We start from the raw sequence: 21,216 nt of genomic DNA, 5'->3' as shown, positions 1-21,216 counted from the left end.
AAACAAGTACTGTGACAATTCGTAAGTACAAAGCCGCTTTCCGCCGCCCTTTAACTCCTGCTCGTCGGGGTGGGGTCAGTCCACCCCCTTGATAAAAAAGCGTTAAGCCCCTTTCAGCATATCAAACACCACCCGAGCAAAGCCTTTCGCCAGTTCAGGGTTAGAGAGGTACTGCACCATCATCTCCTGCTGGGCATCGTTGCTGTCCATCACGGCATCATCAATGGCTTTCGGGAAATCGCCCAGCATCACCTGTTCGCGCGTATTGTTCGCAATCTGGGTCATCACCGCCTGGTTTTCTGACAACTTATCGCGCACCGCAAAGGCATAATTAATCATGTCTTTATCGGACAGATTATCGGTGACGAACAGCTCATTCAATCGAGCCAGAATATTCGACAGAAACTCTTCTTTCTTGTCCTTTGGCTTCGCCGTACCGACATCATTACCCGGTTTGATTTTGTAGTCCGCCGCATCTTCCTGCAGCTTCAGGTGCTGTTCATGGAGCTTCGACAGGCGGTAATGACTCATCTCCACGTTGCTTAAATCAATCTCGTCTTCTTCGATACGCTGCTCATGCAACAACGGACGCAGATGACGGGCAAACAGGCTTAGTTTTTCTAAGTTCTTGTCATCGTAATCGACGATTTGCGACATAAACTCGTAAAAGCGAACAAAGCTGCCGAGATCTTTCTTGAAGATATCCAGCTTACTTTTTTCTTTCTCGCACTCTTTGAAGGTGTTTTCCGCATTGGTAATCAGAACAATATCGCCTGTTTTTTTGGTGCGTTCAAATATCTCTTTGGCCTGAACATACGCCTCAATCGCAGAGGTGTAGCGATGCTTCCAGCGCTCCACCGCAGGTTTGCAGATATTGCTAATGGCTGCGTTGGATTTGTTTTTGCTAAAGAACGCCTCGCAGAATTGCTCCACTTCGTTCCACAGAAAAATGCCGCTGGTACGCAGCTTTTCAAACAGCTCAAAGACCAGCTGTGGGTCACTAACATCCGTCAGTTCCGCTGTCTGGTAGTACGGTTGGAAAGCAGCCAAAATCTCGTCGGGTTCGTTGTAAAAATCGAGCACAAAGGTGCCGGACTGCGCCTTTCCGGGATAGGTGCGGTTCAGGCGTGACAGCGTCTGTACGCACTCCACGCCGCCCAGCTTTTTATCCACGTACATGGCGCACAGCTTAGGCTGGTCAAAACCGGTCTGGAATTTGTTGGCCACCAGCATTACCTGGTAGTCGTCGGTATCAAACGCTTTACGCATATCCCGGCCTTTGAGGCCTGGATTCATGTTGATCTCGGTGAACTTCTGGTTAAGTAGCGCAAGGCTGTCATGGTCATCTTCGTTGAATTCCACTTCCCCGGAGAACGCCACCATCGCGCTTATCTTGTCGTACTTTTGCTCAGCGATGTATTTATCAAACGCCAGTTTGTAACGCACCGCCGCTTTGCGCGAACTGGTCACCACCATCGCTTTGGCCTGGCCGGCCAGTAAATGCATCACATGCTTACGGAAGTGCTCAACAATCACTTTCACTTTCTGCGACACGTTATGGTCGTGCAGCGAGACCCACTGGTTGAGTTTGATCTTAGCTTTTTTGCTGTCCACTTCCCGGTCAGGATCGTCCAGCTTTTGCAGCAGCTTGTAGGCTACCTTGTAGTTGGTGTAGTTCTTCAGCACATCAAGAATAAAGCCTTCTTCGATGGCCTGGCGCATGGAGTAAACGTGGAACGCTTCCGGTTTGTTCGTTTTCGACGCTGGTTCCTGCGGATTCGGGCGACGGCCAAACAGCTCCAGCGTTTTGGCTTTCGGCGTAGCGGTGAAGGCGTAATAGTTGAGGTTGTTACTACCTTTACGCACGGCGACGGTTGCGTCCAGAATATCTTCTGAAGACATCTCCACATCGTCATCCGTCTCTTCGGTCATCAGTACTTCTTTCAGCTGGCGCGCGGTAGAGCCGCTCTGCGAGGAGTGCGCTTCATCCGCAATCACCGCGTATTTACGCTGCTTGAGGCTGACGCTGTTTTCGATGGCTTTCAGGACAAACGGGAAGGTTTGGATGGTGACGATAATGATCGGCTGCGAGTTTTCCAACGCGCTGGCTAGCTTTTCCGATTTAGAACCGTCGCCTTCTTTGTTATTGATACGTCCAACCACGCCGTCCTGATGTTCAAACTGATAGATGGTGTCCTGCAGCTGATCGTCGAGCACGGTGCGGTCTGTCACCACAATCACCGAGTGAAACTGCTTCTCGCCATTTTCATCGTACAGGCGGGAAAGCTGATGGGCCGTCCAGGCGATAGAGTTCGATTTGCCCGACCCCGCGCTGTGCTGAATCAGGTATTTATTGCCGGTCCCTTCCACCGTTGCGGCGGTAATCAGTTTGTTCACCACGTCCCACTGGTGGTAGCGCGGGAAAATCAGGCTCTCGCTTTTGTACTTCAGGCCAATGGCGTTTTCTTTTTCGACGATTTGTAGATGCACAAAACTGGCGAGAATTTTTAGCAGATTGTCCGGCAGCAGCACCTCATTCCACAGGTAGCTGGTGGCGTAGTCGTTGGCATCTTCCGGGATGTCGTTCCCCGCACCGCCGTCATGGGTGCCTTTGTTAAACGGCAGGAAGAAAGTTTTATCGCCCTCGAGTTTGGTGGCCATAAACACTTCGTATTGGCTGACGGCAAAGTGCACCAGCGCTCCGCGTTTAAAGGTCAGCAGTGGCTCAGGTTTATTGGTGCCTGGATCTTTCGGCAAACGCGTTTTCTTATACTGCGTAATGGCGTTTTGTACCGCCTGCTTAAATTCAGACTTCAGCTCCAGAGTCGCTATCGGCAAGCCATTAACGAATAACACCAGGTCGATACGCCACTTCTTCGCTTTTATACCTGTTTCTTCAAATGCGGCTTTCGAGGCGTGCGGGCTGTAAACCAGCTCCGGCACGATACGGCAGATATTCTGTTTATAGCGCGTCAGGGTTTCCGGATTGAGGTTATGCTCCGGCTTAAACTGGCACAGCGAAAAACGCGCATTATGGCTTTTGATACCATGACGCAGCACGCCGAGGGTGCCGTAAGTGCGCGACAGCATATCGGTGGCATTGATATCCGCTTTTTTCAGTTGAGCCACCAGCGCATCGAGGAAATGACGTTCGGTATCGCTAGGATAAATTTTGGCAAACTTCTCCCACTCCTGCGGCTGCGTGGTCTGCACAAAGGTCAGCGCATCCTGCGAGTAAAGCGCACGTTCGCGATCGTAGCCGTCTGTTTTGCCACGAACCCAGCCTCTTTCGAGCATCTGAGCGATTATCTCATCCTGAAAAATCAGCTCTTTGGTGCTGTCCATGCTCATACGGTAGCCTCCTGTGGCTCCTCAATTTCCTGCGTATCAGGGGCAACCCAGTCGCGGACGTCGAATTTTCCGGTGACGGCGGCGGAGATAAGGGCGGTGCGGCGTTCTCTAAGCAAACTCATTTTTATTTCTGATTTAACAATTAGCTTATGAATTCTATCTAGTACCCCCTCTAAACGAGACGCAATGTTGTATTGTTCATCTTTAGGGGGAACACAGACAGCTAATTCTCTAACAGTCTCTATTGAAACTTCGCTGAAAGTACTTCCTTGCTTACTTAACGCCCAATATTGTTCAACTGCATTGGTTTTTAAGTACCAAACCAAATAATCAGAAGTAATACTACTCCCCGGCTGAATTCTAGCAACACCACGTGATAAATTGGCACCTTTTAATTCAAGCGGGACTACATACGCGGAACCTATAGACGCCCTTATACCTAAGATAACCTCGCCCCCATCAAGTCGTGATCGATGATAATTCTGTTCAATTTTCCTTGAGGTTTTTGGGAGGCTTTCTAATTGCAAATTCCCTTGTGAAATATTGGTTGTTTGTATAAAGGGAACTCCCTCATCTAAAGAGTCACCAGGCTGAACAATTCCATAAGATATCGAAGTGCCACTTTTAATGATTTGCTTAAGTCTACAAACCGTCCAATGCTCCGGCACCACCCCCAACCATTCAACACCAGAATTTTTCATCGTCACATCAGGGTTTAGCCCTTTGGTAACGGCATGGCTAATCACTGCCTGACGTTTTTCTTTCAGCAGTTCAATCAACTGCTGTTGTTTCTCGATCAGGTTGTCGATTTTTGCAGTTTCGTGGTCGAGAAATTTGGCGATTTGGTCTTGCTCATATACTGGAGGGATGGGCAACATCAACCCCGAGAATTCATTAAACCTGAATTCTGTTGAACGCTCACGTATACCTTTCGCCAAAGAAAGAATAAAGTCAGTCACAGCCAACTGTCGAACTAAATACCCATAAAAGCGCATATTTAGAGGTTGATCTTGCCAAGGAATGCATACCGAACAAACAGGAGAGCATTTTCCGTCAGAATCACTAACACCTATAGCACCAGCAAATCCATCCATCGCGTGGATTACTAAATCGTTACGACGTACACCTTGATAACCAATCTCTTTAACAGAATTTGTGAATCCATCGGTTCGTCGATTAGTCCTGAGAGTAACCTGCCCATCACGGAATGCAGTCACCACACCATCAATATCTCGAAGAGGACGCTGTACTCTCTGAAAAATGTATTTAGCTTTTTTCAATAACCAGCCACTAGGAACTTTTCCCAGCCACTCAATATCTGAATCCTTATACTCCGGATACGCCTTATACTTAGCCATCAGGAATGTACCTCCTGTAGCAGTTTCATAATCTCGGCACTGACCACATCCAGATCGGCATCAATCTCGGATAGCGGCCGCGGCGGCTGATAGACGTAGAAATGACGGTTAAACGGAATCTCGTAACCAACAATCCCCACCTCACCGTCTTTCGCATCACGCTTATCGGCGTTGATCCAGGCGTCATTCACATGTGGCAGGACTTCTGCTTTGAAGTAGTTTTCAATCAGGTCGCTGGTGGACAATGCCGGATTCAGCGGCACGTTTTCGTTATCGCGCAGTTCACCATCTTGTTCAAACTCAACGACCTTGCCTTTATATTCAAACGCACCGTACAGCGGCTGAGCGGCTTCTTTCAGCGCCTTCTTCACCACCGGCTCGGCATCCGGATTTTTCGTGGCGATAGCGTCGATAAACTGTTTGTTCTCTTTCGCATCCAGCTTCACGCCGGCCGTTTTGATGGCCCCTTTCAGGGTCAGTTGGAACTGGTTGAAGTCATTGCTCACCAGCGTTTTGCCACCCGCCTGTGTACCCAGAGCCGTCTGAATCTGCTGTGCCTTTTCCATTAACCCGCGTTGTGCCAGCCACAGTTTGCTGTCGAGCAGATCTTTAATCTGCTTCTCTTTCAGCTCGGCAAATTCGGCTTTGATGATGGCGCGCGCTTCTGCCTCCAGTTCGGAGAAATCACCGTAGGTGTCCTCCTGCCATTGGGATGCGAACTCTTCATAAAGACGTTCCATCGGCGCGTTAAACGGCTTCGGCGCAAAGCGCAGAGTCGTAATCGCTTCATCGGCCACCTGTGCGGATAACCGCAGCGGGCGTTCAATGGTCAGGCGACGATAGCCAAAGTCAGTGCTGTTGAAGATTTTGCTGGCGAAGGTTTTCGGTGCTTCGGTTTTGGCAGAGGCTGGCTGACGGCCACGGCTGGATTTTTGCTCGGCGGCTTTTTCCAGACCAAGCTCTTCCAGGGTAATGGCGTCCACTACCTCAAAATCACCGAAGGTCTGCGTGATAAGCTTGATATCGTCTTCACCCATCAGGTTGCGCTTGGAACCCAGCGATTTACGCATCTTGCCGCACAGGTTAGTGCCATCAATCAGCTGTACTTTACCTTTACGCTCAGGCGCTTTCTTGTTGGAGAGGATCCAGACGTAGGTGGCAATGCCGGTGTTGTAGAACATATCCGTTGGCAGCGCGACTATACCTTCCAGCAAATCGGCTTCCAGAATGTAGCGGCGGATTTCGCTCTCACCGCTGCCCGCACCACCGGTAAACAGTGGCGAACCGTTAAGGATAATCCCGATACGCCCGCCGTTGCTCACGGTGCCATCCAAATTGTGGTTGTCGCGCATTTTGCTGATCAGATGCATCAGGAACAGCAGCGAGCCGTCGGAAACACGCGGCAGGCCCGGGCCAAAGCGACCGTTAAAGCCTTTCTGCGTATGTTCGTCGTTGATCTCGCCCTCAATCTTTTTCCAGTCTACGCCAAACGGTGGGTTAGAGAGCATGTAGTCGAACTGATCCAGCGGCAGCTGGTCGTTAGAGAGGGTGTTACCCAGCTTAATGCGGCTGACGTCCTGGCCTTTAATCAGCATGTCGGCTTTACAGATTGCGTAGGATTCTGGGTTCAGCTCCTGACCAAAGGCACGCATAACTGCTTTAGGGTTCAGTTCGTGCACATATTCCATTCCCGAAGAGAGGAAGCCGCCGGTCCCGGCCGTCGGGTCATAAATGGTGCGGATGATACCGTCCTGCGTCAGCGCTTCGTCATCTTCCATAAACACCAGCGAAGTTGTCAGACGCACGATATCGCGTGGAGTGAAGTGCTCACCAGCTGTCTCGTTAGAGCTTTCCGCGAAACGGCGGATAAGCTCTTCGAACACCAGGCCCATCTCATAGTTGGAAATCGCTTTCGGGCTCAAATCAGTGGTGGCGAATTTCTTCACCACTTTAAACAGCAGGTTGGCATCTTCGAGCAGGCCGACAAACTCGCTGAATTTGAAGTGCTCGAAGATTTCACGCGCGTCCGGAGAGAACGCCTGTACGTAGCTTTCCAGGTTGGCTTTGATGTCGTTCTGCCCCATCTTGCCCAGATCCATCTTCGAGGTGTTGAAGAAGGAAAGGCCACTGGCGCGCAGCAGAAACTTCTCTTGGGCATCTTCCGACAGTGGGCTGGTTTTTAATTCATCATATTTCGCCACAACCGCGTCTTTGGTCTCCGCCAACACACACTCAAGGCGACGCAGCAGCGTAAAGGGCAGGATCACGCGCCCGTACTGGGACTGTTTGAAGTCACCGCGCAGCAAGTCAGCCACCGACCAGATAAACGCAGCCGTTTGAGAAAAGTTAGTGTTAGTCATGAAACCCTCGGGGAGATCGCAGCCATGAAGCAAAATGCTCCGGCAAAAAAACGTTTTGGAATATAGTGCGTAAAATAATACCTGCTACAGGGACTATCGCAACCGATATGGGACAAAGAAATGCCCAGTCTTAGGAGGGCAATCCAATATGTGGCAAAACGTGTAGCAAAAGGCTATTCAGAAATGGAAGCGTTGTGCAGTTGCGATCGATGCAGGAGAAAATGAGTCGTTGTCTGTCGTACGGCTTTCTTGAAAAGAATTCTGTTCTTGCCTCATCAATGGATATGCATCGTTCTAATTCATGACAATAAGCAAACAGTACTTTCGTCTTCGACATACGTCCTCCATGCTGATTTTAGCATAATCGCTTTATCTTTATGAATTTACTGTTTTTAAAAGTTTTAAACAGATCTTTCGTCATCTGTTCAACTAGTTCATCAGCATACTCTTCAGCTATTTCCATCCCTTTCGATTTAGCAACGATGAGCAGAGATGTGACGTCGTTTTCCCTCCCGCAGTTAGCACAAACGACAAAGCTATGACCTGGGGGGGAGTAACCCTCGTAAGGTAAGGCGAACTGTTCCGAACGGCAGAATGCACAGCGCAGCCGGATCGTTTTTTTAAGGTCTTCCATCATCCCACTAGACCAGGAAGAGAACCAGCAAGACCTCCGACAATAGAGCCAACCAAAGGATGTTCCAAAAATTTCGCCAGACGGTTTTTGGCTTCCTGCTTTTCTTCGTCAGAAGCTGAAGATTCCTCGATCTGCTGAAGTAATTGATTAAATACATTGTGAATGTTTTGTGTATTACCATTACCAACCTGCGCTGGCCCATGAACATTTAGCGTCGCTATTTGCATGCTGGCTCCTAACTCGTAAGAACGGTTTTTCCCATGTTTGACTGATATAGCCCGGCTTTGACCTTCTTCTGTCAGGGATACATGTTCAAAATCTCCATAGTCCTTGCGCAAAAGAGAACGGGAATGGCAGATGTTGATGATTTTGAACAAATACTCTTCCGACCAGTGAAGCCGCTCGTCAATAGCAATGCGATCGTTCTGGTCCATATCAAATCCAAATGAAACCGTTTTGATCGTTTCTCCGAGGTTCTCCATGTCATCGTTCATATATGTCAAAAGAGCATCTATATCTGACTGAATTTTCTCTACGTCCATTTTTTACCTTATTTTTCGATAGTTAGGAAACAAGCATTTGGTAAGCGGATCGCCCGCCTTGCTGACTAATGCAACAATCTCGAAAGCCATTTGAGAATCTTTATGATTACATTTGTCTTAGAAGTCTGTTGATTTGAAGTAACAGCCTTACTCGGGATGTTTTGAATTGGTGATACCGGCTGTGAAGCTGGTGTTCTCGTCGGTGCCACATAATGCGTTGATGATTTATTAGGTACTACATTCTGAGTTTGCGCTCTTGCTGGCGATGCAGTTTGTGTAGAACCCCGTAACTTGTTGAGGATTGCCTGGTTTGCAGTTGTGACGTTAGTGCTCATAGGTTGAGGTGTTGCACTGGTGCTATTACCCTTAATCCGCTCAAGGGCTTTCTGATTATTTCTAGTAGAAGTTGATGTTTGTCGACTATCGTTTGGTCCAGCAAGACGCCAACGGGCATTTGTTTCTGAAAGAACGGTCATTTGCCCGATGGTCGTAACTGTTATTGAGATATGTGAATATTTGTATTTCCCACTGACGTAGGGCGGTTCCATAAGACCGATTACACTAATCCATTTCCCGATCCATGAGGCATCAGGTTTTGAAGGCAAAGCGCTAATGCCTTCGTTCCATATTGATATTTTGAATATATTACCGCGCCAATCGCCGAAATTAACGAAGATGTATGGTTTTCCATTTCGGGCATTACTAAGTTTGACGTCAATAATTTTACCGATAACTTCAACTTTATCACCAACTCGCTGAAGGCAAGCACTGTAATCCATGGCTGACAGGACGGTGTAGGCACCAATGTAACCAGGTTTCAGTCTGCTGCTTGGTATATCTCCATTTATACTAATAGTTGCCAGGGATACAGGAATGTTTCTGCCAGCAATGAAGTCATCAAGGGAAGGTGTTTTTTCCATTGCTGAAGCGCATACTGCGGCAAAATTCTTTACATGGGGGGAAAGCTGTTGAATGCCCGCAAGCATCCCTAAGATAGAAGATGAACTAGGATCTACAAAGTCATTAGCTCGAAAAATGATTGCATCAAGTTCCGAATTTGATTTATCCCAAATGGACGGATCGATTTGCAAGGTTTTAAGAGCTAACCAGAGCGTAATGAGTGAGAAACGGTCCAGAGTGTGATTGAACGGATTCGTTGCTTTACGGCGAGGATGTTGAAAATTGACATGCCCCAGCTCCGAGCTTCCTAATGTCTTAATCTCATCAACGAACATTCCGTCATAGTCGATTAACTGGACGGTTGCACCTCCATCGGAAACCATCAGGTTTCCGGTCTGGAAATCACCATGTGCTATTTTTTCTTTTTCAAGGTAGGCAGCAAGTGATTCAATCGATGCAGATAGTTTCGCTATTGCTTGCGCAGAACGCCTGTTGACCTCAAGGAATTCTCCAAGTGTCTCTCCCTTGGCCCATGCCATTTTGACAATAGGGTAAGATATTCCTTCTACTTTGATCCCTTGGGGCTGAAACTGGAAGTCGAGAAAATAGGGGGAGCGAAGGCTAGAAATTTTCCTCGAGATAGCCTCATAACGGCGTTCTAAAGCCTTTGACTCTCTATGAAAGCAACGAACGGCGTATTTCTTAATGCCTGATTTGATCGTATAGGTCAGTGCAAAGCCACCGCTGATGGCTAGGGGTAGACCCAACCCTGTTGTGGCAACAGAGCCAGATTTTAATTCAGGATCGATTAACAGCTTACTATGCAGCTGAAATGCTTGATTATATTGTTTGAATCGCCACGGATAATCTAGACACTTCCTAGCCGTTGATAATACTGGTTTTCATATTCTGTCGGTGACATCTGATCGCTGGAACCATGCCGACGCTTACTGTTATAAAACATTTCGATGTAATCAAAAATATCGCTGCGGGCTTCTTCCCGCGTTCCGTAGATCTTTTTCTTTATCCGTTCGCGTTTCAACAACTGGAAAAAGCTTTCTGCAACCGCATTATCATGGCAGTTACCGCGACGGCTCATGCTGCCCTCCAGGCCGTGTGATTTCAGGAACGACTGCCACTCATGGCTTGTGTACTGACTGCCCTGATCCGAATGAACCAGCACCTGTTTTTGGGGATTACGGCGCCATACAGCCATCAGCAGTGCGTTCAGGACAATGTCCTTTGTCATCCGGGATTGCATGGACCAGCCGATAATTTTGCGTGAGAACAGATCAACAACCACGGCAAGATACAGCCAGCCTTCGCGGGTCCTGATGTAGGTTATGTCCGTTACCCAACGCTTATCCGGAGCATCCGGATTGAACTGTCGCTGGAGCCTGTTGGGCGACACGATACTGGCCTCGCCTTTACGTGCCCGCGGGCTCCGGTATCCGACCTGAGCCTTTATCCCGACACGTTTCATCAGTCGCCAGACTCTGTTCACTCCGCACTGTTGCCCGCTGTCCCGCAGATCCAGATGGATTTTGCGATAACCATAGACGCATCCCGATTCCAGCCAGAACTGTTTAATCTGTCCTGTCAGTCTCAGGTCTGCCTGATGGCGTTGTGAATGCGGCTGCTGAAGCCAGGCGTAAAAACCACTGGGATGAACATCCAGCACCCGACAGAGCAGGCGAACAGGCCAGCAACAGGAGTTGTCACGGATAAAGGCGTACCTCAGTCGGACAGCTTTGCGAAGTACGCCGCGGCTTTTTTTAATATGTCCCGTTCGTCGGTAACCCGTTTCAGCTCTTTCTGGAGACGGCGGATCTCGGCCTGAGCATCTGACTGTTCTTTATTAGTGGAAGAATCCGGACCGTACTTCTTTATCCAGGCATAAAGGCTGTGGGTGGTGATATCGAGACGTGTTGCAACGCTGGAAACAGAATAACCGCGATCAACAACCTGTTTGACTGCTTCAGTTTTAAACTCTTCGGGATAACGCTTACCGCTCATGGGCACCTCTCTTTAAGCCATCTTAAATGACTCTGAGGTGTCTGTTAAACCCGTGGCGATTCAGTTCGAGTGACGGGTAAGGCATCTTTATTTCCGCGTTAGAACGAAAGTACAAGCAGCGTTGAGTCGTCGATATGCATACGTTTTGCTGCACGCTCTCTCAGTACTAGCTCTGCAAGCTGTTCCTCAGTTTGCAACGAAAGTAATTCGATAAAACCAGAATCCTCTGCCAGCGCTTGTTTCAGTGCCCATTCGCCGAGCGCATCTGTCATACAGAGGAGTTTGGGTTGGGTGAGTTTTTCAAGGTAAAAAGTTTTCCCATGTTGTGTCCAGAAACTGCTTCCGCCGACGAAATCGTTATGAGCGGTGAGCGTAGCAAGCAGTGTTGGCCGCTCATTAAATTTTTGTGGATTATCGAAAGGCCATGCGCGAATGAGTTTCCCGCAATCAACCAGCATGGTGATGCTATCTCCAATAGCAAGAATATCTACCGTCTGATGCTCTTCAAATTGCTCTACACCTATGAGTGTTGCAAAGCTTCCTCGTTCGAATGCTGCTTGTTTGGACCAGGACATAGACGGGAAATCATGGACGGCAGAATATTCAGCCAAAGCAGATGCTATCCACTCAGGATTTACTCTCGGATCTTCATTAAATTTACGAGCAAGAAGATCAGCCCATAACTTTGAGTTAAAGGACTCGCTCGCCCCATCACAGAGAGCAAGCCTTCTCCCGTCTTCGGAGAAGGCAAATTTATCCTCATTTGCCTCAGGGCATTCAGGATCTTTTGGAACTGTCCCTGAAAATTCCAGTTTCATTGCTGATTCAACGTAATTGAGAAGCACGAGTTCCGATGTCGAAGAAATCGACAAGTTCGGCTGCCTCAGCGTTGAACATGAAACCACGAGATTCGAGCCCCACTGTATGGCCTTTTTCCTGCGCGAAACGTACCAGGTGCTCCGGAAGAGGGCTGGACATGCGGAAAAGTAACTTAGCATATGCATCTGGTAAACATGAGTCAGACGAGGGAAATCTAATTGGATCATTTCCGAGGGAGCTGACGTGGATATTAAGAATCAGAACTTCACCGTCATTGGTACGAATTTGCCGTAAATGATTGGCAATCTCTTCAGGGTCACCGTCGTTTGATTCGCCGTCAGTAACATGCAGGATCGTTGGAGGGTAGCAATCCGGATGAGAGTCACACCAAGTCACCAACTCTTCGGCGGCTCTTGTTAGGGCTTCACGCATAGGTGTGCCGCCGCTAGCAATAGGATCAAACCATACTGGAAACTTAATTTCTGTCTCGATGATTCCGCCAGCACCATCATCCATCTTCCGTTTGCGGTCTTCTACTCTGGCTGGATTCTGTTCGAGAGCAGAAATTGGATTGAGGATTTGTCCTCCCAGAGGGCCAGAGAAACCATTAGTAACTCCTTGACCACCATAGCCTAAGACACCAATTTCGAAATAGTCACGTACGCCTTCAGACTTGGTACAGCGAGTGATTAGGTTCATTAAAGTTCGATTAAGCGCATCGGAGACGAATTCAGCCTTGCTTCGGCCGGAAGACATTTTGTCGGACATTGAACCTGACTGATCGACGACGAAAAGAAATGCTGCTGGATTAGTACGGCTGATCTGAGCTTCGTATGCCATATGTCATTTTCCTCATTGAGACTATTTCCATCGTATCAATTTGTTAGACAATTGCGAGAAATGCCCGAAGAACAGTTTAAATTTTTAGTCGAGTCTTGACAAAAATCACACTAAGAAACTTTCTTGACGAGAAATAATTTCATAAATATATGATTTTTAGTGTTTTAATAGTTGAGTTCTATAAATTGACAGCTCATGCGCATTCATAGTAGTAGGTAAAGGTGTAACCATCCCACATACATTGTCATCCTGAAAAGCTGCACTGTATTACACACCCTTATGTAATCGCCTAACGGGCCCGTACGTTGTCTTACCACCAACGGGCATTAGGTTTGTTATGCCTAAAAATCAGAAATTTCGCGGAAGAAAACTTTCCTCTATCTAATTGCTTGGGCGTACGATTAACGATCAATACCCTTGCTTACTAAATGGTTACTATGGCTCTACAAGGAAAGTTGATATTGAACGGGGCAGACTATGCACCTTTCAATCTGTACGGCGTGGGCGTGTTCATGGCTTTTTCCGGTAATGGTGTTTATCGAAATAAAGGAGCGTGTGGAGCTGTAAAAGGAGATGGCCCGTTGCCTCCTGGCAAATATTGGATAGTTGATCGTGGTGCTGGGGGTTTTCTTTCAGGATTGAAAGCCAAAGGACAGGATACATGGAACAAGGTTAGGCATGGCGCAGAGTTTGGACGTGATGAATGGTTTGCTCTGTATAAAGATGATTGGGGCATTGATGACGGAACCTGGATTAACGATGTTTACCGTGGATTATTCCGGCTTCATCCTAGAACATTATCCGAGGGCTGCATAACTATTGGTCATAACTCCGACTTCGCGCAAATTCGCAATGCATTGATGAACACATCGCTTATTCAGGTTCCGTGTATGAGCTCTCTTATGGCTCGTGGTTGGGTTGAGGTAGTGGCTAATGGCAACACCAACACTTGCCCGTAGATGGGGCGTAAGATTGCTAAAGACGGCTCTATTTCTGCTGATCGGTATGGCTGTAGGGAGAATATTAGGCAATCCAGGGATTTACATTAATCATGCTATTGCATCAAAGATAAGTGACCTTGTTTACGGCGATATTAACGCAGAAACCATGTATGACACTTATTTTTACCTTGACGTTCTAACGGTCGTTATTACCACTACTGTTATTTATTTCATAACGATGAAATTGATCAGAAAAATAAGGAGCAAATGAAATGCCAATCCCTCCATACATGTGGTTAAAAGATGATGGCGGCGCAGACATTAAAGGATCTGTAGAGGTTAAGGATCGTGATGGTTCTATTGAGATTATCGGACTGAGCCACGTAACTTACCTGTAGATAATACCAACGGTAAAATTACTGGTACACGTCAGCATTCATCAATGATGATTGAAAAAGAAGTTGATAGCTCTACACCTTATCTTTACAAAGCCGCCGCAACTGGTCAGACACTGAAAAGTGCGGAGATCCGTTTCTACCACATCAACGACGCAGTGCAAGAAGTGCCTTATTACTCTGTACTGATGGACAACGTGAAAATCACAGGCGTTAACTGTGGTGTACCTAACTGCAAACTTGCAGCCAATGACCTGCAAACTTGCAGCCAATGACAAAATGAACCACGTTGAAAGCGTCAGCTTGCAGTACGAGAAGATTATCTGGAAGATTCACGATGGGAACGTTCAGTTTACTGATGCCTAGAACGAGCGCCCAACAGCATAATGAAAACGGGGGCGTTGTGCCCCTTCGTATAATCCTCTTAAAGCCTGAGCCACATCATTAACAGGTGTCGCTGGCTTCCTGTCATGGCCGAGATTCGAACGGTTTTACGGATGTGGGGTCAGTCCAAACAGTGAGGGTTCATTATGATACTCGAGAGCGTAGCCGGATAACGGCAGTTGCTACATAGCGGACTCAACAAGAACGTTCGCCGCCTCACTCGGGTTCATCGTGTGTACGACGCCAGTGCGCAGTCCGAAGAGCAATGGGATGGCTGAATCGTTCGTGAAAACGTTCAGGCGTGATTACTTGTATGTAAATGACCTGCCGAATGCGGTGACCGTAATGGAAAAACTGACGGAATGGATGGAAGACTATAATAACTGGCATCCCCATAAAGGTCTGAAAATGCAGTCACCGAGAGAGTACAGAAGTTCACTACTAGCTTGGACTGACCCCAGCGCCATTGACATTGCTAGCCCAATCCATCCCAACAGCTCCTGGTAACAACAAATACTGAAAACGGCAACGCTAACCACACCAATTCCGTTGCCGCCAGGCCGGAGCTGTGCATACGCCTGGCGTGATGATAAACAAACCCGGATTCATGGCCTGCGCCAAAGCGCCGCAGGTCCTGACAAGCCAGATCGCCTACGAGGTCAATAGCAATCCTGGTTTTAAGTGCTGGAAGACAATGGATTCTGAGATGGCTTTGCTTGTTTATAAAAGATGGTATAGTTTCACTATTGGTGTAACTATACTAAATTTAATAAACTAACTTAGCCATTCTGTCATGACCTTTTCCAGTGTATCCAGGGACTGCGCGCGCTTTTCCTCCGACATCCGGCCAATATTGCGCAGCTTCCATTGAACGGCTGGCAAATTCTGAATATGGGGCTCTGGCGCTAAACTCCAGTCAGGCTCGCCGCGTTTAAATGACATCAGGAAGTCGAAATCCTGTTGAGTGAAATGTGCTTTCAACGCGCTGAGCATTCTTTCCGGGACCTCTCTTAACTCTTCCAGTGATACCTCCTCAAAAGTCATACCGCTGAATTCATTTTGAAAGGGTTCGGTAATATCCTTCCAGCGTGGGTTAAGCACTTCGGACAATGGGCGATTATGGCTGAGCAAGTAAGCGATAAAACCATTGAAAATAGCGCGGTCGATTCCTTGTGTATCAAGGAGCATTTTGACGTCGTAGAAATCTCTGGGATGCTGGCGATCTAACGCAGCACATAGCTTGCCACCGTATAAATCGGGCAGTGAGACAACCGGGATCGCGGCAAAACCAAATTCTTCCTCCACGTGACCTGCCCCCAGTATTAAACACAATCGTCAGTTAGTAATGTCGGTTTGTTTACCTTCAATTTTTCCATTTCGCCAGCCCGCTGCAAATTCCGCTGGCGTCCGATAATTCAGTGAGGAATGAGGCCGGCACTCGTTATAGTCCTGCCGCCAGTCGTTAATGATTTTCCTGGCGTGAACGATATCGCTGAACCAGTGCTCGTTCAGACACTCATCCCGAAATCGACCATTAAAGCTTTCGATAAACCCGTTCTGTGTCGGCTTACCCGGCTGAATAAGCCGAAGCTCAACGCCATGCTCAAAAGCCCACTGGTCCAGTGCCCGGCAGGTAAATTCTGGTCCCTGATCTGTTCTGATCGTTGCCGGATAGCCACGAAATAACGCAATACTGTCCAGAATGCGTGTGACCTGAGCTCCTGATATACCGAAGGCGGCAGTGACTGTCAGGCATTCCTTCGTGAAATCATCGATGCAGGTCAGGCACTTTATTCTGCGTCCGGTAGCCAGTGCGTCCATGACGAAATCCATCGACCACGTCAGGTTAGGAGCAGCCGGACGGAGCAGTGGCAGACGTTCTGTTGCCAGTCCTTTACGACGTCGTCTGCGCTTAACACCCAGGCCACTGAGGTGATAAAGGCGGTACACGCGCTTGTGATTAACATGCAGGCCTTCCCGACGCAGTAGTTGCCATATACGGCGGTAACCGAAACGCCTGCGCTCAAGCGCCAGCTCAGTGATGCGTCCGGATAAATGCACATCAGCCGCCGGACGCTGCGCCTCATAGCGGCAGGTCGACAGGGACAAACCAACCAGCCTGCAGGCTCGGCGTTGCGACAGACCCGTCGCTTCACACATCACTACAGCAGCTTCCCGCTTGTGGTCTGTCGTCAGTACTTTCGGCTCAACGCCACCTGTAACGCCTCCTTATCCAGCATGGCTTCTGCAAGCAACTTCTTGAGACGGGCGTTCTCTTCTTCAAGCGACTTAAGGCGTTTTACTTCCGGTACTTCCATGCCACCAAACTTCTTACGCCAGGTGTAAAAGGTCGCGTCAGAAATAGCATGCTTACGGCAAAGCTCACGGGCGGGAATGCCAGCCTCGGCCTCGCGGAGAATACTGATGATCTGTTCGTCGGAAAAACGCTTCTTCATGGGGATGTCCTCATGTGGCTTATGAAGACATTACTAGCATCGCAGTGTGTTAATCAACAGGGAGCAGGTCACACGGATTCGACGACGTCGCGTTCTTGCGGTGGATATAGTGTTCCCCGGGCAACCGGCGAGACTTCAATTTTAATTTGCGCGTCGCCAGTGGTGACAATGATGCGCATCTCATCGGGATTATGGGTTTGCAGCACTGCACGGATCCCGGCTTGCGCTTCCAGTTCAGCGGCAATACGGGTGAGCGCCTCGCGCACCTTGGGCAACGCAACCTCTCTGCTTTCCAGCGGGATCCATGCCAGATCGATATCAACGGACAATCGGGGAAAATCACGGATGAATAAGTTGATCGCCGTTCCGCCTTTCAGCGCAAAACAGGGCTCGTTAGCGACATAGGGTAATGCTCGCACCAGCAGGGCGACCTGGCGGTAGTAGGGAGAGGTTTTATCCATGGTTTATTCCCTTCCTGGTAAAATTTTCGGGCACGGTAATCTGGTATTGCGTGTTCAGCTTGCCATTAACAACGATTTGTCGGTTGCCCGATCCCAGGTCGATTTTGCTGGTATCTACCCGTTTGAACCATGCATGTTCATAGAAACTGGCGAAAAACAGATACAGGCGCTTGGTTTGTACGGACTGGCTGAGCGTAAGCAGCTTCTCAACTTTACGTGGGTTGAGATTGACTAGTCCCTGAAAAAGCTCGGCAGCGTGCTCAAATGAGATTTCCTGAGGTACTGCGCTTAATAGCTCGTAGGCTGCCAGTTCTGGCGTACTGGCGGTTATTCTTTTTCCTTTAACCTCAAGCTCAGTTCGGTATTTTTCATCCAATTCAGGGAGCTTCAGAGCCGATACCACCAACCACTCAACGTCGGGAAATTCTTTAAACCATTTGGGCAATATCGCTTTGTTTTCAACGCTAAGCCAGCATTGACTCTGCTTAAGCTGTAGGTAATGGGAACGGCCCTGCCAGGAGAGACTGCTCAGTCCGGCCAGATGCACCGGCGCTTCAAGCTGGTTTTGCAGACACCATAGCGCATCACTCCAGTCTGGTTCTCGTCCTGCGCGCGCATAAACGCCAGCCCGCAGTTTTATTAACCAGCCATTTTGCGCGTATTTAAAGGCCAGAGAAGGCGATATGTTGTTCCGGGTTAGCCAGGATTGCAAAACCAGGCTTCCTGGAGAGGTATTTTGCAATAGCCAGTTTATTTTTGATGCCATAGATTCACTCATGGTGTAACTATAATAAAAAAAGTAAACTATTTAGTGAGTGAAAAGTCAATGTACGGCGTCTGTCACAGCATAAATGTTGCCCGCGAGAGTTGTATCAGTCCACGTCTATTCAAGTCTAATAAAGCAAAAAATCAGTAATAACATCGGTCCGACAGAATCATTCCTCTGGTCTATGTGATCGAGAAATGCATATCGATTTAAGTATGATTAGCTATCTCCCATGGCATGAGTTTACCAGGTGAAGAAGTTACCGGAGCGGTTATCAAGGGAAAGCATCACTTCGATCGGCAGGGCAACCCGATCGACAGAAAGAAGCTGATTCGTACAAAGTTCTGAACGATCCGCTTGCGAAGATGTAGCCCGGGTACTCCGGGCGCTGCTGCTTCTCGTATGCGTGTCGGTACGTTCTTCACCGACGCATCTCTCTGAGATCGAAACGGATCGGGAGCGTCACGCTGAACGACGGCTGTCCCGCCCGGATATCATCCGGCGGCGGAGGCAGCGGGGCGGCCCGCTTCGCCAGCTGCTCCGCTTCCCGGTCCAGCGAATCCACCCCGCTTGAGCGGAGTAACTTTGCCGCCAGCACGTTGCCCTGGCGATCCAGGGTGATGCTGATATACACCACCCCCTGTCGCTGCTGGCGGAGCGCCACGGCGGGGTAGCGCTTAAAGCGGCTCAGGTGCGCCAGCAGCTGCCCGCTCCAGTCCGAGCTCATCGGGTTCGCCTGCGGCGCCGCCATGTTCTGCGGCGCCGCAACCTGCCTGTCGTTCATCGAAGGCGGCGCGCTGGTATCCGCTGCGGCAGACGTTTTCGACGGCGTCACCTCCCGTTCCGCCGCTGTTTTAGGCGGCGTCGGGTCTTTGCGCTTCGCGGGCTTGTTCTTTTTGACCGCCGGGGGCGTCTTCGGCTCCGTGCCCTGCGGAGCCTGGGTCAGGGCTGGGCGGGTCTCCTCTTTCACCTCCTCCTTCTGCGCCACGGGCCGGCTGCTGGGGAGGGCGTGCGTCTGGAGTACCCCGGTCGGCATTTTCTCCGGGCTGGCGACGGACTGCGTCTGGCTGGACAGCATTAACACCACCATCGGCGCGGCCGCCGGTAGCGGCGGCGGCGGGCTGGACTGATAGCAAAGCCAGCCCAGCAGCATCACGTGAAGGAGCAGCGTCAGCAGACCTGCGAAAGTCCACCGCCTTCCCGCTCCCCGCTCCCATTCCTGGGGGAAAAGCGGGACAGCGGAGAGTGCGTTTTTATTTAACATGGAAAAGTTACCACCGGTACAGGAGAGCGTGTCGTCGCGAGCGCAATGCCGCGACGTTAATCAGCGTCGGATAACAAACAGGACACGCTGCCCGGCAGGAAAGGGCATGTCTGGTGGGAATAACGGGATATAACGCCATAAAAATATCATTATTAGAGTAAAGGACTTCAGGAGACGCTGACAAAGTACTTTGACAGATAGTTTATCTGGACCGGCAGGCTGTCAGGCAGCGAATCAAGAATGCGGTCGGTGTTATTGAGCGGGAAAACGCCCGACAGCCGCAGGTTGGCGATCTCCGGCCGGCAGCGGATATAGCCCCGGCGATAGCGGCCCAGCTCGGCGAGGAAATCTGCCAGCCGCATATCATCGGCGACGATCAGCCCTTGTAGCCAGGCCGGTTCCGCCGGCACCCGGTGCAGCGCGCCGTACCCGCGTTCATTGAGCCACAGACCATAGCCCGCGCTGACGGTCACGCTCTGGCTGCCTGCCGCCGGACGGGCGATCAGCCGGCCGCGGTACACCGCAATATCGCTTTGCGTATCGCCCAGCCGGACCGCGAACCGGCCGTTGTGCGCGGCGAGCTCGCCCTGCGGCAGCCGCAGCCGCAGCAATCCGGCGTTTTGCGGCGACGTCACCATCATTTCTCCGTTCAGCAGCGCCACCCGCTGGCCGTCGTCGTGAGAGGTGACGTTGACCGCCGTTTGCGTGTTCAGCATCAGCTGCGTGCCATCCGCCAGGGTCACCTTTTTCTGTTCGCCGATCGCCGTGCGATAGTCCGCCAGCCAGGGCCGCCAGAGGCTGTTGCCGGCGCCGATCCCCACCGCGCCGGTCAGCCCGATCACGGCAATGCTCTTCAGCAGCCGACGGCGCTGGGGGTTGTCCAGACGGGACAGGCTTTGCTGCGCAGCCATGCCGTTAAGCAGGGAGAAACCGGAGGAAAAGGCGCCGATCTGCTGCCAGGCCTGGGCGTTTTCCGGCCGCGACTGATACCAGCGCTGCCAGTTTTCCCGATCCTGCTGGCTGGCGTCTTCCGACATCAGCTGCGTCAGCCAGATGGCGGCTTCGCGGGCGCTTTGTTCATTGAGAGTGGATGAAGGACTCATGCTGCTATCATGATGATAAGGCAAAGAAACATTGCAGGTTCGCGCGCTGCAAATACTGTTTGACCGAGCTGGCGGAGACCCGCAGCCGCTCGGCAATATCGCAGTAGCGCATGCCCTGCAGATGGGCCAGCAGGAAGGCTTCGCGTACCGGCGCAGGCAGGCCGTCCAGCGCCTGGTCGAGCTTTTCCAGCATCTCGATCGCCTGCAGGCGGATTTCTGCCGACGGCGATTCGGCCTCCGGCAGCTCGCTCAGGGCCTGTAAATAGCGCTCTTCAATATGCTTGCGGCGGTAGTAGTTGGCTACCAGCCGGCGCGCCACCGTGGCTAAGAAGGGGCGAGGGTGGCGAATGGCGGTGAGCTGCGGGCTGAGCAGGATGCTGATAAAGGTATCCTGCGCCAAATCTTCGGCATGCCAGGCGCAGCCGACCTTTTGCCGTAGCCAGTGGCACAGCCAGCCGTGATGTTCACTGTAGAGCTGCCGGGCAAACCCGTTAGCGATTGCAATATCTTTCCTGGCCATGCGGCATACCAAACGTAAGAGCTTTAAATGAAAATAAGAATCATTACTAATTAAGATAATGTAAGTTATGTGTCAAGAGATTGCTGATTATTTACATTAGACGGGG

The 21,216-nt window shown here is 50.0% G+C and carries 16 protein-coding genes and 5 pseudogenes; 4 read left to right on the top strand and 17 right to left on the bottom strand.

What is annotated here, in order from left to right:
- Positions 1-102: 102 nt before the first annotated feature.
- The 9 genes from MMW58_RS25805 to MMW58_RS25765 form a co-directional block, all read right to left on the bottom strand.
- Positions 103-3,351, bottom strand: coding sequence for a type I restriction endonuclease subunit R (locus tag MMW58_RS25805; RefSeq protein WP_241722395.1), 3,249 nt, complete (start codon positions 3,349-3,351; stop codon positions 103-105).
- Positions 3,348-4,709, bottom strand: a complete 1,362-nt coding sequence (locus MMW58_RS25800) for a restriction endonuclease subunit S (RefSeq protein ID WP_241722394.1) — start codon at positions 4,707-4,709, stop codon at positions 3,348-3,350. The genes MMW58_RS25805 and MMW58_RS25800 overlap by 4 nt, the downstream gene beginning before the upstream one ends.
- Positions 4,709-7,069, bottom strand: a complete 2,361-nt coding sequence (locus tag MMW58_RS25795; RefSeq protein WP_241722393.1) for a type I restriction-modification system subunit M — start codon at positions 7,067-7,069, stop codon at positions 4,709-4,711. The genes MMW58_RS25800 and MMW58_RS25795 overlap by 1 nt, the downstream gene beginning before the upstream one ends.
- A 355-nt stretch (positions 7,070-7,424) precedes the next feature.
- Entirely contained in the window at positions 7,425-7,706 is a 282-nt protein-coding gene (locus MMW58_RS25790; protein WP_241722392.1) for a hypothetical protein, read from the bottom strand.
- Positions 7,703-8,245 (bottom strand): hypothetical protein, encoded by a 543-nt coding sequence (locus MMW58_RS25785; protein WP_241722391.1) that lies wholly within the window; start codon positions 8,243-8,245, stop codon positions 7,703-7,705. The genes MMW58_RS25790 and MMW58_RS25785 overlap by 4 nt, the downstream gene beginning before the upstream one ends.
- A 65-nt stretch (positions 8,246-8,310) precedes the next feature.
- Positions 8,311-9,972 carry a serine/threonine protein kinase gene (locus tag MMW58_RS25780; protein WP_371823022.1) on the bottom strand — a complete coding sequence of 554 codons (1,662 nt, stop codon included), beginning with the start codon at positions 9,970-9,972 and terminating at the stop codon, positions 8,311-8,313.
- 41 nt (positions 9,973-10,013) lie between these two features.
- A protein-coding gene (locus MMW58_RS25775; protein WP_241722389.1) for an IS3 family transposase occupies positions 10,014-11,161 on the bottom strand; the annotation gives its coding sequence in 2 pieces (ribosomal slippage) (positions 10,014-10,924 and positions 10,924-11,161; 1,149 coding nt in all).
- Between the two features lie 98 nt (positions 11,162-11,259).
- Positions 11,260-11,979, bottom strand: a complete 720-nt coding sequence (locus MMW58_RS25770) for a TerY-P anti-phage system serine/threonine phosphatase (protein WP_241722388.1) — start codon at positions 11,977-11,979, stop codon at positions 11,260-11,262.
- Positions 11,980-11,986: 7 nt separating this feature from the next.
- On the bottom strand, positions 11,987-12,820 hold the full coding sequence (locus tag MMW58_RS25765) for a TerY-P anti-phage system-associated VWA domain-containing protein (RefSeq protein WP_241722387.1): 834 nt from the start codon (positions 12,818-12,820) through the stop codon (positions 11,987-11,989).
- 437 nt (positions 12,821-13,257) lie between these two features.
- Between MMW58_RS25765 and MMW58_RS25760 the strand changes: the two genes are divergently transcribed.
- The 4 genes and pseudogenes from MMW58_RS25760 to MMW58_RS25745 form a co-directional block, all read left to right on the top strand.
- Positions 13,258-13,779 (top strand): DUF2778 domain-containing protein, encoded by a 522-nt coding sequence (locus MMW58_RS25760; protein WP_241722386.1) that lies wholly within the window; start codon positions 13,258-13,260, stop codon positions 13,777-13,779.
- Complete coding sequence (locus tag MMW58_RS25755; RefSeq protein ID WP_241722385.1) at positions 13,754-14,032, top strand: hypothetical protein; 279 nt, start codon at positions 13,754-13,756, stop codon at positions 14,030-14,032. Before MMW58_RS25760 ends, MMW58_RS25755 begins: the two co-directional genes overlap by 26 nt.
- Before the next feature lies 1 nt (position 14,033).
- Positions 14,034-14,522 (top strand): annotated as a pseudogene (locus MMW58_RS25750) (Hcp family type VI secretion system effector).
- A 186-nt stretch (positions 14,523-14,708) separates the two neighbouring features.
- A pseudogene (locus tag MMW58_RS25745) lies at positions 14,709-15,047 on the top strand (integrase core domain-containing protein); the annotation flags it as partial.
- Here the strand turns inward: MMW58_RS25745 and MMW58_RS25740 are convergent.
- The 8 genes and pseudogenes from MMW58_RS25740 to MMW58_RS25705 form a co-directional block, all read right to left on the bottom strand.
- A pseudogene (locus tag MMW58_RS25740) lies at positions 14,982-15,180 on the bottom strand (IncC plasmid conjugative DNA transfer DtrJ family protein); the annotation flags it as partial. The pseudogenes MMW58_RS25745 and MMW58_RS25740 sit on opposite strands and share 66 nt — an antisense overlap.
- Before the next feature lie 134 nt (positions 15,181-15,314).
- A pseudogene (locus MMW58_RS25735) lies at positions 15,315-15,851 on the bottom strand (nucleotidyl transferase AbiEii/AbiGii toxin family protein); the annotation flags it as partial.
- Between the two features lie 24 nt (positions 15,852-15,875).
- Positions 15,876-16,996, bottom strand: a protein-coding gene (locus tag MMW58_RS25730) for an IS3 family transposase (RefSeq protein WP_241722119.1) whose coding sequence is annotated in 2 segments (ribosomal slippage) — positions 15,876-16,738 and positions 16,738-16,996 — 1,122 coding nt in all. Because the reading frame shifts where the segments join, the coding sequence is not laid out codon by codon here.
- Positions 16,997-17,067: 71 nt separating this feature from the next.
- Positions 17,068-17,457 (bottom strand): annotated as a pseudogene (locus MMW58_RS25725) (nucleotidyl transferase AbiEii/AbiGii toxin family protein); the annotation flags it as partial.
- Positions 17,450-18,223: a type IV toxin-antitoxin system AbiEi family antitoxin gene (locus tag MMW58_RS25720; RefSeq protein ID WP_241722384.1), complete on the bottom strand. Its 774-nt coding sequence runs from the start codon at positions 18,221-18,223 to the stop codon at positions 17,450-17,452. The pseudogene MMW58_RS25725 and the gene MMW58_RS25720, both read right to left, overlap by 8 nt.
- A gap of 421 nt (positions 18,224-18,644) precedes the next feature.
- Positions 18,645-19,487, bottom strand: coding sequence for an energy transducer TonB (locus MMW58_RS25715; protein ID WP_241722383.1), 843 nt, complete (start codon positions 19,485-19,487; stop codon positions 18,645-18,647).
- Positions 19,488-19,654: 167 nt separating this feature from the next.
- Positions 19,655-20,590, bottom strand: coding sequence for a FecR domain-containing protein (locus tag MMW58_RS25710; RefSeq protein ID WP_241722382.1), 936 nt, complete (start codon positions 20,588-20,590; stop codon positions 19,655-19,657).
- Positions 20,591-20,597: 7 nt separating this feature from the next.
- Entirely contained in the window at positions 20,598-21,110 is a 513-nt protein-coding gene (locus MMW58_RS25705) for a sigma-70 family RNA polymerase sigma factor (RefSeq protein WP_241722381.1), read from the bottom strand.
- Positions 21,111-21,216: the final 106 nt, after the last annotated feature.

The organism is Klebsiella sp. HC6, assembly GCF_022605325.1.
GTDB classification, from domain to species: Bacteria; Pseudomonadota; Gammaproteobacteria; order Enterobacterales; family Enterobacteriaceae; genus Klebsiella; species Klebsiella terrigena.
Note: the sequence above shows the minus strand (reverse complement) of the source record. Positions and strands in the feature narration are given on the sequence as shown.